Source organism: Nocardia gamkensis NBRC 108242 (genome assembly GCF_001612985.1).
In the GTDB taxonomy this organism is placed as follows: Bacteria; Actinomycetota; Actinomycetes; order Mycobacteriales; family Mycobacteriaceae; genus Nocardia; species Nocardia gamkensis.
Genome location: NZ_BDBM01000035.1, coordinates 64,443 through 80,275, shown reverse-complemented (window position 1 = coordinate 80,275; position 15,833 = coordinate 64,443). Strand labels below are relative to the sequence as shown.

Sequence of the window (15,833 nt, the reverse complement as noted above, 5' to 3'; positions counted from 1 at the left end):
GCTTATCCCTTCACGTTCTCGAGCGTGCGCTGCGCGGCGGCAACGACGGCTTCCGGAGTGAAGCCGAATTCGCGGAACAGGGTCTTGTAGTCGGCGGAGGCGCCGAAGTGCTCGATCGACACGATCTCGCCCGCGTCACCGGCGAACCGGTGCCACGGCATCGCGATACCGGCTTCGACGACGACGCGAGCGGCGACCGCGGGGGGGAGCACCTCGTCCCGGTAAGCCTTGTCCTGCGCGTCGAACCACTCCACGCACGGCATCGACACCACGCGGGTGGCGATGCCCTGCTCCTCCAGCGTAGTGCGGGCGGCGACCGCGAGCTGCAGCTCCGAGCCGGTGGCGATCAGGATCACCTGCGGTGTGCCCGTGGACGCCTCGGCCAGCACGTAACCGCCCTTCGACACACCCTCGAAACTGGTGCCCTCCAGGATCGGCAGATCCTGGCGGGTCAGCGCCAGCCCGGACGGGCCGTCCTGGTGCGGCGGCTCGGACACCGAGAAGTGCGACCGGTGCTCGCTGCTGTCGCGTTCGAGGATGGTGCGCCAGGCGTAGGTGGTCTCGTTGGCGTCGCCCGGACGGACCACGTTCAGGCCCGGGATGGCGCGCAGCGCTGCGAGATGCTCGATCGGCTGGTGCGTCGGGCCGTCCTCGCCGAGGCCGATGGAGTCGTGGGTCCAGACATAGATCGCGGGCACCCGCATCACCGCCGCCAGGCGGACGGCCGGACGCATGTAGTCGCTGAAAACCAGGAAGGTGCCGCCGTACGGACGGGTCGGGCCGTGCAGCGCGATGCCGTTGAGGATCGCGCCCATCGCGTGCTCGCGGACGCCGAAGTGCAGGGTCCGGCCGTACGGGTCGGCCTTCCACATGCCGGTGGAGATCGACTCCGGCCCGAAGCTGGGCTGGTCGGGCATGGTGGTGTTGTTGGACTCGGCCAGGTCGGCCGAGCCGCCCCACAGCTCGGGCAGCACCGGCGCCAGCGCGGCGAGCACCTTGCCGGACGCCTTGCGGGTGGCCATGCCCTTCGGATCCGGTTCGTAGCTGGGCAGATTCGAGATCCAGTTGTCCGGCAGCCGCCGCTCGATCAGGCGGTCGAACAGCGCCTTGTTCTCCGGGTTGGCCGCGGCCCACGCGTCGAAGGACTTCTGCCACTCCGCATGCGCCGCGCGCCCGCGTTCGACGACCTTGCGGGTGTGCTCGATGACCGCGGGATCCACGTCGAAGCTCTTGTCCGGGTCGAAGCCGAGGATCTTCTTGGTGGCGGCCACCTCGTCGGCGCCCAGCGCCGCGCCGTGCGCGGTACCGGTGTTCATCTTGCTGGGGGCGGGGTAGCCGATGATGGTGCGCAGCACGATGATCGAGGGCTTGCCGGTCTCGGCCTTGGCGGCCTCCAGCGCGGCCTCGATCGCGACGACGTCCTCGCCGCCCTCGACCACCTGCACGTGCCAGCCGTAGGCCTCGTAACGCTTCGCGACGTCCTCGGTGAAGGCGATGGTGGTGTCGTCCTCGATGGAGATCTTGTTGTCGTCGTAGACCACGACCAGGTTGCCCAGCTGCTGGGTGCCCGCCAGCGACGACGCCTCGGAGGTGACGCCTTCCTCCAGGTCACCGTCGGAGGCGATGACGTAGACGAAGTGATCGAACGGGCTCGCGCCGGGCGCGGCGTCCGGGTCGAACAGGCCGCGCTCGCGCCGCGCCGCCATCGCCATGCCGACCGCCGAGGCCAAGCCCTGGCCGAGCGGGCCGGTGGTGATCTCGACGCCGTCGGTGTGCCGGAACTCGGGGTGGCCCGGGGTGAGCGAGCCCCACTTGCGCAAGTTCTTCAGGTCGTCCAGTTCCAGGCCGTAACCCGCCAGGTAGAGCTGGATGTACTGGGTGAGGCTGGAATGACCGCAGGACAGCACGAACCGGTCCCGGCCGACCCAGCTCGGGTCGCTCGGGTCGATGCGCATGGTGCGCTGGTAGAGCGTGTACGCCAGCGGCGCCAGGCTCATCGCGGTACCGGGATGGCCGTTTCCGGCGTTCTGCACCGCCTCGGCGGCCAGGACCCGGATGGTGTCGACAGCCTTGGTGTCCAGATCCGTCCAGTCGTCCGGGTGGTTCGGCTGAGTGAGGGCGCGGATGTCGTCTGTGATCGACACGACCGAGGTTCTCCTGACATTGGTTCGTCGACGGCGGGTGGGTTCTGACGGCGATGATCGCGCGGCAGCTACGGCGTGCTCACCGGGTATACCCAACTACCCTAGATGTGCCCGGTGACCGGCACACCATTAACCCTGTCTTGGTTTCGCGGCCTGTGTCGCGCTGTGTGTTCGCTCGGTATACGGGCCGCACCACGAACGACGCGGACCTGACGCGAGGACCGTGCGGTCGGAGCCTCGGACAAGAGTCCTACCGGCGGGTCGCCGCCCCTGGCGAAGACCCACCGCGCGGTGCGGGACCGGCGGTAGGGCGCGTCACATACCGGTGCCGTTGCGCGGGGGCGAGGAAAGGGGCGGGGGCGGCGGGGGTCTACCATCCTTTGTAGTAGTAGTCGCGCCGCACCGGTCGGCAGGGGCGCCGGGGCGGACGGAAGTCCGGCGCGGGCTCGTCCGTACCACCGGAACCAGCGCACTGCTGGTCCATGCCGGATGCGATGCACAGCGTGCGAGGAGAGACAGTGCGGATTGGGCAACGGCCGGGTGGCGATGATGCGCACGGCTCCTCCGCGACGGCGCTGGCCGACCGGTTCACGGGTCCCGGCCTACCGTCCCGGCTGATGCGACGGGCGCTGGCCTACATCGCGCTGACCAAGCCGAGGGTGATCGAGCTGCTGCTGGTCGCCACGATCCCGACCATGCTGCTCGCCGATCGCGGCACCGTCGACATCCGCCTGATCCTCGCGACCCTGTTCGGCGGCTGGATGGGCGCGGCGAGCGCGAACACGCTCAACTGTGTCGCCGACGCCGACATCGACAAGGTCATGAAGCGCACCGCCAAGCGGCCGCTGGCCCGGGAGGCGGTGCCCACCCGCAACGCCTTCGTCTTCGGCGTCGTGCTCGGCCTCGGCTCCTTCGCCTGGCTGTGGTGGCAGGCCAACCTGCTCAGCGGCCTGCTCGTCGTCGCGACGATCCTGTTCTACGTCTTCGTCTACACGCTGGGCCTCAAGCGCCGCACCTCGCAGAACGTGGTATGGGGCGGCGCGGCGGGCTGCATGCCCGCGCTCGTGGGCTGGTCGGCGGTGACCGGAGGCATCGGCTGGCCCGCCCTCGCGCTGTTCGGCGTCATCTTCTTCTGGACGCCGCCGCACACCTGGGCGCTGGCCATGCGCTACAAGGAGGACTACCGCGCGGCGGGCGTGCCCATGCTGCCGGTGGTCGCCACCGAGCGGACGGTCACCAAGCAGATCGTCGTCTACACCTGGCTGACCGTGCTCACCACTCTCGCCCTGGCGCCCGCCACCGGCGTGATCTACACGGCCGTGGCTCTGGTGGCCGGAGCGTGGTTCCTGCTCATGGCGCACCAGCTGTACGCGGGCGTGCGGCGCGGCGAATCGGTGAAGCCGCTGCGGCTGTTCCTCCAGTCGAACAATTACCTGGCCGTGGTGTTCTGCGGCCTCGCGGTGGACTCGGTGCTCGGCTGGGACACCATCGGCAGCTTCTTCAGCTGATCGCGCCGATGTAGCCGTCCGGGCGGACGAGCACCCGGGTGCCCTCGACCGCGGCATAGGCCGTGAAAGCGTGCCCGTCGACGTCCACCACATGCGGCCCGGCCACCGGTGTCCCCGGGCGAACAACCGCATACGCGTCCGGTCCGGCCGCAGGCGGCGTGCCGAAGGACAGCACAGTCGCGTGGGGCCCGCGGAACAGGTCGAACAACCGGACCGGCCGCCCCGCGTCGTCCTTCACCGGCGCGTCCGGCGCCCGGTCGCCGGTCGCCGGCTGGTCGCGCACGGCCGGGTCGCGGTAGCTGATGTCCAGCTGCTGGGTCTCCGGTCCCCGCCGCATCGCGTCCTCGTCGCCGTCGATCAGCTTGTCCAGCAGTTCGGAACTCAGCCCGAGCACCCTGGCGGCGACCGTCCTGCGCTCGGTCTCGTAGCTGTCCAGGAGGGTGTCGTCACCGGCCAGGGCGGCGGCCAGCTTCCACCCGAGGTTGTAGGCGTCCTGGATGCCGGTGTTCAATCCCTGGCCGCCGGTGGGCGGATGCGCGTGCGCGGCGTCCCCGGCGAGGAAGACCCGGCCGTCCCGGAATCGTTGCGCGAGACGGATATTGGGCCGCCAGACCGTCGCCCAGGTCAGGTCGGTCAGCGTGACGTCGTCGCGCCCGCAGTAGCGGTCGGCGTACCGTTGCAGCAGTTCCAGGCTCGGCTGCTCGTCCGCGGTGAGCGGCGCCGCGAACTGGAAGTGCCGCCCACCGGGCAGCGGGGACAGCGCGATGCCCTGCATCGGCTGGTCGGCGGCGGCGAACCAGTAGCCGAATTCGTGGTCGAGCGCGTCGGCGCGCACGTCGCCGAGCAGCATCCGCAGCGACTCGTCGGTCTCGCCCTCGAACGCGATGCCCAGCGCCTTGCGGACGGTGCTCTTGCCGCCGTCGGCGCCCACCAGGTACGCGGCGCGCAGAGTCTCACGCACGCCGTCGCGTTCCAGCGTCGCCGTGACGCCGCTGTCGTCCTGGTCGAAGGCGGCCAGTGCGGTACCCAGCTCCACGCGCACGCCGAATTCGGCGAGGCGAGCGCGCAGGATCGCCTCGGTCTGCGATTGGCCGAGCACCCACGGGTTGGGGTAGGGGACAGCCGGGGTGGGCTCGACCGGCTCGCTCATCCTGCGCTCGGTGACGAACTCGCCGCCGAGGTGCACCCGCATCACCGGTGTCGGCATCCCGGCCGTGTGCACCGCGTCCAGTACCCCCAGGTCGTCGAAGACTTCCAGTGTGCGGGGCTGGATGCCGTCGCCGCGGGAGCCCGCGAAGAACGTGGCCGCCTTGTCGATGATGCGAACCGGGATGTCGCGGCGAGCGAGATCGAGGGCGAGGGTGAGACCGGTGGGGCCTGCGCCGGCGACGAGAACGAGCTGTGCCATGAGCTTCTCCTGGTGAATGATAATTCAGTGAATACGAATTCAGTCTCACTCTTGGTACGTTGCCTTGTCAAGGAGGTGAGGTGGGTGTCGCTGAGCCGCAAGGAGAAGTCGGCCGAGACCGAGCAGGCGTTGAAGGCCGCGGCGTTGCGCTTGTTCGCCGAGCGCGGCTACCTGAACACCAAGATCACCGACATCACGGCCACCGCGGGCCGGGCGGCCGGGTCGTTCTACAACCACTTCGCGAGCAAGGAAGAACTGCTTCAGGCCCTGCTGAACGACTTGGCCGCGGCGGGGGACGAGCGCGCGGAGGGGCCGGATCACAACCCGGATTTCAGCGATCCGGAGTCGGTGCGCTATCACGTCGCCGGGTACTGGACCTTCGCGCGGGAGCACGCGCCCGTGCTGCGCGCGGTGAATCAGGCCGCCCTGGTCAACGAGGAATTCGCGCGGATGGTCGCGCGCTTCGGCATCCAGCAGCGCGCGGACATCGCCGATCACGTGGCGGGCTTCGCCGACCGGGGATTGCGGCTGCCGAGCACCGCCGATGCCAGCCTGGCGATGATGTTCCTGCTCACCCAGAGCCTGCTGGCGGCGGTCGAGGAAGGAAACGTCGAACTGACCGACGAGCAGGCCGTGGAAGGCCTGACCCGCTTCATCTATCGCGGTCTCACCGGCCGCGACTACTGATGCGACGGTGAGCGACTCGTCGGGTCGCCCACCGTCGGCGGCTCACGGCAGCAGGACGATGGAACCGGTGGTCTTGCGGCCTTCCAGGTCGCGGTGTGCTCGTTCGGCGTCGGCGAGCGGGTAGGTGGCGCCGATCCGGATGTTCAGCGTGCCCTCGGCGATGGCGTCGAGGATGTCACCCGCGCGCCAGGTGAGCTCGGCGCGGTCGCGGGTGTAATGCGCCAGCGTGGGCCGGGTGACGAACAGCGAACCGGCCGTGCTGAGCCGTTGCAGGTCGAACGGCGGCACCGGGCCGCTCGCGCCGCCGAACAGGGCGAGCGTGCCGCGCACGCGCAACGCGGCGAGGCTCGCCTCGAAGGTGGCCGCGCCGACGCCGTCGTAGGCCGCCGCCACGCCCACGCCGTCGGTGAGCGCGCGCACCCGCTCGGCGAGGTCGTCACCGTAGCGCAGCACCTCCGCGGCACCCGCCGCGCGCGAGAGCGTCTCCTTCTCGTCGGTGGACACCGTCGTGATCACCCGCACACCGCGTGCCGTGAGCAGTTGCGTGAGGATCAGGCCGACGCCGCCCGCACCCGCGTGCACCAGCACCGTCTCGCCGGGCTCGGGCCGGTAGATCGACTCGATGAGATAGTGCGCGGTCATGCCCTGCAACAGCGCCGACGCGGCCACCGGCGGGTCCACGCCGTCCGGCACCGGGATGGCGACCGCCGCGGGCACCGCAACTTGGGGCGCGTAGCTGCCCGGCGCGGCCGACCACGCCACCCGGTCGCCGACCGCGAACTCGGTGACGTCCGAGCCGACCTCCACGACCACGCCGGTGCCCTCCGCGCCCGGGATGTACGGAACGTCCTGGGGGTAGCGTCCGGTGCGAATGTAGGTGTCGATGAAGTTGACACCGATCGCCCGCGTCTCGACCAGCAGCTGGTCCGGTCCGATCCGCGGATCGGGCACCTCGACGTACTTCAGGACCTCGGGACCACCGTGTTCGGAAACCTGAATGGCGCGCATGTGTTTTAGTTCTACACCCGCGCGGCGGGCGTGGGGCCTACCGGTCGGTAAACTGCCTGCCATGAGTACTGAAACCGTCACGGCGCCGGCGAAGCTGCCGGGCGCCCTCGTGGAGTCCGTCAAAGGGTTCGTCGCCGACCACGGCGGATCGGCCACGGCCGTGCTCCAGCCCATCGGTCGCGCGGGCGTGCGCGTCACCTTGGTCGGCGCCGACGGCGTCCTCGGCGACCGGGTCGTTGCGGATGGGGAAACCGCCAAGGCAGTGATCGAGACCATCGACGGCCTCACCGAGGCGGACGAATGGGACCGGGAACTCAGCTCGATCGTCACCCCCCGCAAGGGCCACTGGGCCAAGATGGCGGGCTGGGTCGCCAAGCAGTCTCGCTTTCCCAAGGCGCGCAACGAGAAGTGATCGGTGCGTAGCCGAGTGACGCTGCCCGGCCGCATCGGGGCGGTGCTCGTCGCGGGGTGGACAGCTCTTGTCGCAGCGGCGATCCCGGCGATCCCGGCGGCCGCGCAGCCGTCGGAGACTTCGAACGTGCTGCGCGCCTGCACGCCCGGCGACTATCCGCCCTACTCGATCAGAGATGACGCGGGCGGCTACCGGGGTGTCGACGTCGACCTCGCGCGGGGGTTCGCCGCACTGCTCGGCCGCCCGCTCGAGTTCGTGCCCGTGACCTGGGCGACCCTGAAGACGGACTTCGCCGAACGGAACTGCGATCTCGCGGTCGGGGGCATCTCCGACCTGCCGTCGCGCCGGGCGTTCGCCGACTTCTCGATCACCTACGGGACCGACGGCAAGGCCCCGATCACCCATCGAGCGAACGGCGCGGCCTACTCGACCATCGCGGAGATCAACCGTCCCGGTGTGCGCGTGATCGCCAATCGCGGTGGGACGAACGAGGAATTCGCGCGCAAGAACTTCCCCGAGGCGCAACTCACCTTGTGGCCGGACAATCTGACGATCTTCGGCGAAGTCGAACAGGGCCGTGCCGACGTGTTCGTCACCGATTCGGTCGAGGGCCGCTACCGCGTGCGTCAGCACCCGGACCTGCAAGTGCTGCATCCCGAAACGCCGTTCGACTCGTTCGGGAAGGTGCTGCTGGTGCGTCAGAACGATCCGGTCCTCGCGGCGCTGGTGGACGCCTACCTGGCGACCCGGCTCGCGACCGGCGCGGTGGACCGGTTGTTCGAGCAATGGATCGGGCCGAACGCCTCCGTCGGCTGAATCCGTTCGCCGTCCGGGGAGCGCGATGGACAGCGCCGAAGTCGCGGGGCTGCCGACTTCCGGAACCGTCCCGTGCCCTCATCGGGACACTGTGGCGGTGGGCGGGATATCTGAAGCGAGCGGGCCCGGCGAATCGTCGGCAAAATGACTTGTTTGCCGCATCTCGCGCAGACGCAGCGCCCACCCCTGGCTCGGCGATACCCTTTAACAGGGCCCTTCAACTCGAGGAGCTGCTGTGGGAGACCAACGAGGCAGGACGCACCGTGCGTAGCCGCCGTATGAACGATCCTGGCTGATTCCGAGCTACCGATGCGTGAGCCGATCGACCTGGTCGATTCAGCCGAACGAACCCGCGCGGCGCTCGCAGCCGTCGTGGCGCAGTTCTCGGAGGCCTGGGCGGCCGGCTCCCCGCCCGACCTGTCCGCTTACCTACCCGCCGAGCAAGCCGAGCGGCACACGATCTTGATCGAACTGATCAAGGTCGACCTCGAGTACCGCTGGCTGCGCTACCACTTTCCCAAGCGGCTCATCGACTACCGCGCGGAGTTCCCCGAACTGCGCAATGGTCCTTTCCCGGCCGATCTGGTCTACGAGGAATACCACGCCATGCGCCGCGGCGAGCAGAGCGGCGACACCACCGACCTGACCGCCACCGCCACCGCGGCCGCCGCGGAACTCGACGGGCTCACCAGCGACTACCGCAGCACGATGATCGCTCGCCCGAGTGCCCAGGTCGCGCTCGACGCCATCGACGTCGGCGACCAGGTCGACGATTTCGACCTCCTCATGCGGATCGGGGTGGGCGCGTTCGCCCAGGTGTATCTCGCTCGCCAGCAATCGATGCAGCGACTGGTCGCGGTCAAGATCTCGCACAACCACGGCAACGAGCCGCAAACCCTCGCCCAGCTGGACCACGAATACATCGTGCGCATCTTCGATCAGCGGCTCATCGCCGACGACGAGCTGAAGCTGCTCTACATGCAGTACCTCCCCGGAGGGACGCTGCTCGACGTGCTGCGCCTGGCGCGCGCGACGCCACCGCAGCAGCGTGGTGGGCAATTACTGCTAGACGCCATCGACGAGGTGCTCGCCGACAAGGGCGAGGTCCGGCCCACCGAATCCGCCGTTCGGGCGCGGATCGCCGCACTGACCTGGCCGGAGACCGTCGCCTGGCTGGGCCGCCGACTCGCGGACGCCCTACAGCACGCGTCCCAACGAGGGGTGCTGCATCGCGACATCAAACCCGCGAATGTGCTGCTGAGCGCCGAGGGAAGCCCGAAGCTGGCCGACTTCAACGTCAGCTTCAGCAAACGCGTCAAGGGCACCAGTCCGCTGGCGTACTTCGGCGGATCGCTGGCGTACATGTCGCCCGAACAGCTCGAAGCCTGTCATCCGGGTCTCCCGGCGACCGCGGGGGAACTGGACACGCGCAGTGACATCTTCGCGCTGGCCGTCATGCTGTGGGAGTTGCTCACCGGGCGGCGCCCCTTCGCGGACGAAACGTCCGCGGGTGATTCGCAGACGTCGCTGGCCCGCATGATCGAACTGCGGCGCAGCCCCGTCGAGCCTGCGTTCTTGTCGGAGCTGCCGCCGGATTGCCCCATGGCGCTGCGCCGGGTACTGCTGACCTGTCTGTCGCCCGACCGCGCGGACCGCTACTCGTCCGGTTCGGAACTGGCTCAGCAGCTCGACTTGTGCTTGGAGCAGAGGGCACGCGATCTGGTCTATCCGCCCCCGGACAGCTGGCGCGCACGACTTTCCCGCAGACCCACCCCCATCTTGTGGCTGTCCTCGCTGGTCGGCGTCGGACTGGCCACGGTCTACATGGCGGTGCACGTTCAAGAACTGATCAGGGAGCGCCTGTCCGATGCCACCAATGCCCAACTCAACATGGGCGTCTACGTTTTCGTTCTCATCGCGGGGACGCTGTCGATCGTCATCTACGCGTATATGTCGCGTGATCTGATCGCGGTTCCCCGCGGCTTGCGCAGTGGCAGACGCTATGACGACGCGCTGCTCGCGCGAGTGCGGTCGCGAACGCTGTTCTGGGGTGACATGTGCGCGCTGAACACCTTCCAGACCGGGGTTTCGGCGACCGTGACGGGGGTCTTCCTGTGCCTGTGGCTCACCGATCTTCCCGCGCGGCTGGTGATCCACGCGGCGATGACCGTTTTCATGGCGGGCATCATCTCCGTCGCCTACACCTTCTTCCTGTCGACGTTCTACATCGTCCGCTGCGTCTATCCGGTCTATCTGCGCTATAGCCGCGCGACCGCACTCGACTCCGGTGATATTCGCACGCTGCGGCGGAGAACCACGGTGTATCTCGCGGTCACGGCCTCCGTGCCGCTGGTCGGGGTGCTGGCCGGATTCAGCCTGCTCGAACCCGAGGAACTTCCACTGGTGCGCGATTCGGTCCTGGGCTTGTGCGCGGTCGGCGGACTCGCCTTCGTCGCCGTGTACTGGCTGTACCGAACGCTCGACGCGGACCTGCGCGCGTTGCAGCGGGTGGTCCGGGGACCGGCGGCGGGCGTGCGCTGACCCACGCACACGCCCAGCACGGTCGCGCACGAGGCGCGCTCAGGTGTCGCGGGAACACTCGCCCTGATGTTCGACACCCCAGTGCACCAGCCCGGCTGCTATGGCGAGATAGAGGATCGCGGCCGCGACCACCAAGACGCCGTAGTCCGCTGTCCAGGCCGGAATCCTCGTCATGGCGGCGAGCGCGGCGACCACCATTGCCAAGCCCGAGACCTCCGCGACCGGTCCGAGGGGCGCCAAGTCGGTGGGGGAGTCGGAAGGCAACCGGGCGGACAGGCGACCGTGCGCTGCGCACTGTCCTACCGCTCACGGCAGATCACCACCGGGCTCGCCGCGTTGTGCAGCAGATTCTGACTCGTCGATCCGAGCAGGAGTCCGGTGAGACGGTTGTGCCCGCGGCTGCCGGTCAGCACCAGCTGCGCTTTCTCGGCGTGCTCGAGCAGGGCTTGTGCGGGCGTGGCCTTCTCGACCACTTGGGTGATCGCGACGTCGGGGAATTTGTCGCTCCATCCGGCCAAACGCTCGGACAATAGTTCCTTCTCTTGCTGGGCCAGCGCGATCCACGTGTCGGGCACCGGAGTCCATTGCAGCAGGTCCGGGTCGTTCCACGCGTGTAAGGCGACCACTTCGACGCCCAGTGCGGAGGCCAGCTCATATGCCTCGCCGATCGCGGCGGCGCCACCGGGGCTCCCGTCGACGCCGACGAGAACCGGTCGCTCGTCCGGTAGCGGCTGATCGAGCCGGCCGCGCCACACCGTCACCGGGCAGTTCGCCTTGTTGGCGACCGTGAGCGCGGTGGATCCGAGCAGCAGCGTGGAGAGCCGGTCTTGCGCTTTCGCCGCGACGACGACCATGCGTGCGCCCGCGCTGTGCTCGATCAGCTCGCGTGCGGGCGTGCCTTCTTCGACGATCTGGCGGATCTCCAGCTCCGGCTGCTCGGCGCGTACGGCCTCGAATGCCTCTCGGACCTTGTTCTTCGCCGCCGCTCGCAGCTCGGGAAGCAGGTCGACCTCGGCCAAGACCGAGGTGGTCAGGGGGAAGTCGAGCGCGGGAACGACACCGAGCAGTACCAGCGGGGCATGCTGCCGATTCGCGATGGCTCCCGCCCAGCGCGCTGCGCCTACGGCGGCGGGGCTGCCATCGATTCCGACGACGATCGAGTGTCGGTCGACTGGTGTGCGCATCTGTGCTCCGATCACGGTTCCGGCGGGTTCGACTCTTACATTCCCAGCCTGCCGACCGTCCGCGCCGGGGGCGGTGGCCCCCGATGGGGAGGACCTAAGACCTTCGCCGAAGGTACGGACCTCGTCGTCTTGCTCACCCGAGCCCGCAGGGGCTACCGCGCGAACCGGGCGATCGCGCGCCGGACGGCCGCACCCATGGCCGGGCTGCCGGTGTGCCCGGAATCATCGATGACCCGCAATTCCGCTTCGGGCCACGCCTGGGCCAGCTGCCAGGCGGTGTACAGCGGGGCACTCAGGTCGAGTCGGCCGTGAATCAGCACGCCGGGAATGCCCGTCAGCCGGTGCACGTCGCGCAGCAACTGCCCGTCCTCCAGCCAGGCCGCGTTCGCGAAGTAATGCGTGCAGATCCGGACGAACGCCATGCGCGCGGCATCCGGTTTCGCGCTGTACTGCCCGGGGCTGCCGAGGTTTTCGTGCGCGATCACCGCGTCCTCCCATGCGCACCACCGCCGCGCCGCCGACTCGCGGGTGGCGGCGTCGGGACTTTCCACCAGCCGCCGGTAGGCCTCGACGAGATCGCCGTAGCGGTCGGCGAGCGGGACGCCGGTGCGGAAGGTCTCCCACTGCTCGGGCAGCAGCCGCGCGACGTCGCGGTAGAGCCAGTCGATCTCCTCTTGGCGGGTCATGGTGACACCGGCCAGCACGATCTCGCCGACTCGCTCGGGAAAGCGCTGCGCGTAGGCGAGGATCAGCGTCGCTCCCCAGGACCCGCCGTAGAGCAGCCACCGGTCGATCCCGAGGTGTTCGCGCAGCCGTTCCACGTCCGCGATCAGGTGATGCGTGGTGTTGTGCGCGAGGTCGACCGCGGGGTCGGAGGCGTGCGGCAGACTCTCCCCGCAGCCGCGTTGATCGAACAGGACGATCCGGTAGGCCGCCGGGTCGAAGCTCTTCCGCGCTGCGCGCCGTCCACCGCCGCCCGGCCCGCCGTGCACCACCAGCGCGGGTTTGCCGTTCGGGTTACCGCTGGTCTCCCAGTAGATCCGCTGGCCGTTTCCGACGTCGAGCAGCCCGTGGGCATAGGGCTCGATATCGGGAAAGGGCTGCGGCGCATCGGATCGCGGCTCAGGCGTGGACACGACCGATCACGCTACCGCCGAGCGTGGATCACCGCCCGGCGTCGCGAAATCGTGGGCTTCGGACACCTGTGGGGATGTGCGGGGTCGCGCCGGGCATGACGTGGATGCCGAAGCCGGTGTCGTGATCGCGGTCCGAACCGCTCACCGCCTCCCGAGCGGCTCGTTCACCAGCGGCGGTCTGGACGACCGCCGCAAGCGCGGGCTCGCTCAGGCGGCCTGGGTCGCCGGGTCCGGCTTCGGGGCGGTGACCCGCTCGCGCGTGCGCAGCGAAGCCCACAGTGCGGCGGTGGCGGCCGTGCACGCCGCGGCCCCGCCCACGTGCACGACGACCAGCGCCGCGGGGACATCGGTGAAGTACTGCACGACGCCGACCAGCGCCTGCGAGCACACCACGGCGAGCAGCACGAACAGCCGGGTGCGCACGGCGGGTGCGATGCCGACCGCGAACAGGCCGAACGTCAGGCCGACCAGCAGCGCGAGATACCCGACGAGCAGCTGCGAGTGCAGATGCACCAGGGTGACGATCTCGACCTGCAACCGCTCCACCTGACGCTCGATGCTCTTGTCGCCCGCGTGCGGACCCGCCGCGGTCACCAGGGTGCCCGCCACCAGGACTGCGCTGAGCGCTACCCCGGCGAGCGCGGTGAGCCAGCGCAGCGGCGCGGGCGCGCGCACGGCCTCGATGCCGTCGTCGGGCTCGCCGATCTTCGCGTACAGCACCATCGCGAGCCACACCATCACCATGGACGCGAGCAGGTGGGTCGCCACGGTCCACCACAGCAATCCGGTGCGCACGGTGATGCCGCCGATGATCGCCTGCACGACGGTGCCGCCGGGCATCAGCCACGCGTACACCAGCACCTCGCGGCGGCGGCGCGCCCTGGTCACGGCCAGCACGATCGCGGCGGCGCACAGGGTGACCAGGAAGGTGAGCAGCCGATTGGAGAACTCGACCGCCTGATGGATCGCGGGAACCTCCGACACCGCGACCGGGGTGAAGCTGCCGGGGAAGCACTGCGGCCAGGTCGGGCAGCCCAGACCGGACGCGGTGACCCGTACGACGGCGCCGGTCACCGAGATGCCCGCTTGCGAGAGGACGACCGCGAGCGCGATCAGGCGCTGCGCTCGCAGCGAGGGCAGTGGCAGCTTGTCGACGAGTCGCAAGAACGCGCGATACAGCACGTCGAAAATGGTAGCCGGGCCGGATCCGGCGGCTTCACCCGGTCTACTACATTTCGTCGTTGAGACTCAGTGGAAGCGGAACAGGCGGGTGGCCGCGACGCCCGACACCACGCCCCATACCGCGAGAACGGCGATCCCGAACCAGTCGACACCGGTGTCCATCGCGGTTTCCAGCGCTTCGGCCAGCGCGCCGGACGGCACCAGCCGGGCGAGCACGCTCACCACGGCGGGCAGGTCGTCGGCGGCGAACACGATGCTGGCGACGCCGAGCATGACGAACCACAGGATGTTGGCCAGCGCGAGCACGACCTCGGCTTTCAGGGTTCCGCCCAGCAGCAGGCCCATCGCCGCGAAGGTCGCGGTGCCGAGCGCGATCACCGCCGCGCCCAGCAGCAGCCCGACGGGTTGCGGTCGCCAGCCCAGTGCGAAGCCGATGAGGCCGAGCAGGACGGCTTGCAGCACGACCACGATGAGCACCGCCGCGCTCTTGCCCGCGATGACGCCCCAGCGCGGCAGCGCCGTCGCCCCGAGCCGCTTGAGCGCGCCGTAGCGGCGGTCGAAGCCGACCGCGATGGCCTGACCGGTGAACGCGGTGGACATGACGGCCACCATCATCACCGCGGGCACGATCTTGTCCACCCGGTGCGCGCCGAGATCGCCGAACGGCAGCAGGCTCAGGCCGACCAGCAGGGTGATCGGAATGAACATGGTCAGTAGAAGTTGTTCGCCGTTGCGCAGCAACAGGATCAGCTCGAGCCTGGTCTGCGCGAACAGCATCGCGGCGCGGCTGCTCGGGCGCGGGCCGGGGGCGAAGGTGCCCGGCGTGAATCGGTTGGCGGTCGCGTCATGCTCGCTCATCCGCGCAGGTCCCGTCCGGTCAATTCGAGGAAGACGTCTTCGAGGCGGCGCTGATCGATCCGGATGTCGGTGGCCAGCACGTTCATTCGCGCGCACCACGCGGTGACGGTCGCGAGCACCTGCGGATTGATCTCGCCCTCCACCAGATAGGTGCCGGGGGTGGTCTCCCGGGGCGCGAACCCTTCGGGCAGGGCGTTCGCCAGCAGTTCCAGGTCCAGTTTGGGCGGCGCGCTGAACCGCAGCTGCCCCGCCGCCCCGTGCGCGGTGACCTCGGCGGGGGTGCCGGAGGCGACGATGCGGCCGTGGTCGATGATCACCAGCTGGTCGGCGAGTTGCTCGGCCTCGTCCATCATGTGCGTGGTCAGCACGACGGTCACCCCGTCGCGGCGCAGGGCGTCGATCAGCTCCCAGACGATCAGCCGGGCCTGGGCGTCCAGGCCCGCGGTCGGTTCGTCCAGGAACACGATCTCCGGTTTGCCCACCAGCGCGCAGGCGAGGGCGAGCCGCTGCTGCTGGCCGCCGGAGAGGCGGCGGTAGGGGGTGCGGCGGTTGTCCTGGAGGCCGAGCGTGCGCAGCAGCCAATCCGGGTCGAGCGGATCCGCGGAGTAGGCGGCCACCAAATCGAGCATTTCCCCCGCTCGCGCACCGGGATACGCGCCGCCGCCTTGCAGCATGACGCCGATGCGGGGGCGTAGCCGTTCGGAATCGGCGACGGGATCCAGGCCGAGCACGCGCACCGTGCCCGCGTCCGGCGTGGCGAATCCCTCGCACATCTCCACCGTCGTGGTCTTGCCCGCGCCGTTCGGGCCGAGCAGCGCGAGCACCCGTGCCGGTTCGACCTCGAACGTCAGTCCGTCCACGGCCGTGGTCTCGCCGTACCGCTTGACGACGGCGTCGACGCTGACGGCCGGTCCGGAAGTCGTGGTCACGACTCAGCCTCGCGGGCGCT

General features: G+C 69.5%; 14 protein-coding genes. 5 read left to right on the top strand and 9 right to left on the bottom strand.

Annotated elements, in window-relative coordinates; genetic code table 11:
- Positions 1 to 2: 2 nt before the first annotated feature.
- Positions 3 to 2,144: a transketolase gene (gene tkt / locus NG1_RS25550; protein WP_062974871.1), complete on the bottom strand. Its 2,142-nt coding sequence runs from the start codon at positions 2,142 to 2,144 to the stop codon at positions 3 to 5.
- A gap of 518 nt (positions 2,145 to 2,662) precedes the next feature.
- Between tkt and NG1_RS25545 the strand changes: the two genes are divergently transcribed.
- Positions 2,663 to 3,652: a heme o synthase gene (locus NG1_RS25545; RefSeq protein ID WP_062974898.1), complete on the top strand. Its 990-nt coding sequence runs from the start codon at positions 2,663 to 2,665 to the stop codon at positions 3,650 to 3,652.
- On the opposite strand, the gene NG1_RS25540 is transcribed toward NG1_RS25545, so the two are convergent.
- The gene (locus NG1_RS25540; protein ID WP_062974869.1) at positions 3,645 to 5,060 is read right to left on the bottom strand and encodes an FAD-dependent monooxygenase; all 1,416 of its coding nucleotides are present in this window, start codon (positions 5,058 to 5,060) and stop codon (positions 3,645 to 3,647) included. The two genes, NG1_RS25545 and NG1_RS25540, sit on opposite strands and share 8 nt — an antisense overlap.
- Before the next feature lie 84 nt (positions 5,061 to 5,144).
- On the opposite strand from NG1_RS25540, the gene NG1_RS25535 reads away from it, so the two are divergent.
- Positions 5,145 to 5,747: a TetR/AcrR family transcriptional regulator gene (locus NG1_RS25535; protein ID WP_218019000.1), complete on the top strand. Its 603-nt coding sequence runs from the start codon at positions 5,145 to 5,147 to the stop codon at positions 5,745 to 5,747.
- 42 nt (positions 5,748 to 5,789) lie between these two features.
- On the opposite strand, the gene NG1_RS25530 is transcribed toward NG1_RS25535, so the two are convergent.
- On the bottom strand, positions 5,790 to 6,755 hold the full coding sequence (locus NG1_RS25530; RefSeq protein ID WP_062974868.1) for a quinone oxidoreductase family protein: 966 nt from the start codon (positions 6,753 to 6,755) through the stop codon (positions 5,790 to 5,792).
- Positions 6,756 to 6,816: 61 nt separating this feature from the next.
- Between NG1_RS25530 and NG1_RS25525 the strand changes: the two genes are divergently transcribed.
- The 3 genes from NG1_RS25525 (at position 6,817) to NG1_RS25515 (ending at position 10,524) form a co-directional block, all read left to right on the top strand.
- Positions 6,817 to 7,167, top strand: a complete 351-nt coding sequence (locus tag NG1_RS25525) for a hypothetical protein (RefSeq protein WP_062974865.1) — start codon at positions 6,817 to 6,819, stop codon at positions 7,165 to 7,167.
- A 3-nt stretch (positions 7,168 to 7,170) separates the two neighbouring features.
- The gene (locus tag NG1_RS25520) at positions 7,171 to 7,983 is read left to right on the top strand and encodes a transporter substrate-binding domain-containing protein (protein WP_084499185.1); all 813 of its coding nucleotides are present in this window, start codon (positions 7,171 to 7,173) and stop codon (positions 7,981 to 7,983) included.
- Between the two features lie 309 nt (positions 7,984 to 8,292).
- Positions 8,293 to 10,524: a serine/threonine-protein kinase gene (locus tag NG1_RS25515; protein ID WP_062974861.1), complete on the top strand. Its 2,232-nt coding sequence runs from the start codon at positions 8,293 to 8,295 to the stop codon at positions 10,522 to 10,524.
- A gap of 39 nt (positions 10,525 to 10,563) precedes the next feature.
- On the opposite strand, the gene NG1_RS36960 is transcribed toward NG1_RS25515, so the two are convergent.
- The 6 genes from NG1_RS36960 to NG1_RS25490 all read right to left on the bottom strand — a co-directional run bounded on the left by NG1_RS36960 (position 10,564) and on the right by NG1_RS25490 (position 15,813).
- Positions 10,564 to 10,728, bottom strand: coding sequence for a hypothetical protein (locus NG1_RS36960; RefSeq protein WP_157114224.1), 165 nt, complete (start codon positions 10,726 to 10,728; stop codon positions 10,564 to 10,566).
- 95 nt (positions 10,729 to 10,823) lie between these two features.
- Positions 10,824 to 11,708 (bottom strand): universal stress protein, encoded by an 885-nt coding sequence (locus NG1_RS25510; RefSeq protein WP_062974860.1) that lies wholly within the window; start codon positions 11,706 to 11,708, stop codon positions 10,824 to 10,826.
- Between the two features lie 152 nt (positions 11,709 to 11,860).
- Positions 11,861 to 12,844 carry a prolyl aminopeptidase gene (gene pip, locus NG1_RS25505; RefSeq protein WP_062974859.1) on the bottom strand — a complete coding sequence of 328 codons (984 nt, stop codon included), beginning with the start codon at positions 12,842 to 12,844 and terminating at the stop codon, positions 11,861 to 11,863.
- 207 nt (positions 12,845 to 13,051) lie between these two features.
- On the bottom strand, positions 13,052 to 14,026 hold the full coding sequence (locus tag NG1_RS25500) for a COX15/CtaA family protein (protein ID WP_062974858.1): 975 nt from the start codon (positions 14,024 to 14,026) through the stop codon (positions 13,052 to 13,054).
- 66 nt (positions 14,027 to 14,092) lie between these two features.
- Positions 14,093 to 14,884 (bottom strand): ABC transporter permease, encoded by a 792-nt coding sequence (locus NG1_RS25495; RefSeq protein WP_062974857.1) that lies wholly within the window; start codon positions 14,882 to 14,884, stop codon positions 14,093 to 14,095.
- Positions 14,881 to 15,813, bottom strand: a complete 933-nt coding sequence (locus NG1_RS25490) for an ABC transporter ATP-binding protein (RefSeq protein ID WP_062974856.1) — start codon at positions 15,811 to 15,813, stop codon at positions 14,881 to 14,883. The genes NG1_RS25495 and NG1_RS25490 overlap by 4 nt, the downstream gene beginning before the upstream one ends.
- Positions 15,814 to 15,833: the final 20 nt, after the last annotated feature.

Bases quoted from the DNA above. Each gene is read 5' to 3' on its own strand.
- NG1_RS25510 (WP_062974860.1), bottom strand. From the start codon at position 11,708: ATGCGCACACCAGTCGACCGACACTCGATCGTCGTCGGAATCGATGGC.
- NG1_RS25525 (WP_062974865.1), top strand. From the start codon at position 6,817: ATGAGTACTGAAACCGTCACGGCGCCGGCGAAGCTGCCGGGCGCCCTC.
- NG1_RS25540 (WP_062974869.1), bottom strand. From the start codon at position 5,060: ATGGCACAGCTCGTTCTCGTCGCCGGCGCAGGCCCCACCGGTCTCACC.
- NG1_RS25495 (WP_062974857.1), bottom strand. From the start codon at position 14,884: ATGAGCGAGCATGACGCGACCGCCAACCGATTCACGCCGGGCACCTTC.
- NG1_RS25530 (WP_062974868.1), bottom strand. From the start codon at position 6,755: ATGCGCGCCATTCAGGTTTCCGAACACGGTGGTCCCGAGGTCCTGAAG.
- NG1_RS25515 (WP_062974861.1), top strand. From the start codon at position 8,293: ATGCGTGAGCCGATCGACCTGGTCGATTCAGCCGAACGAACCCGCGCG.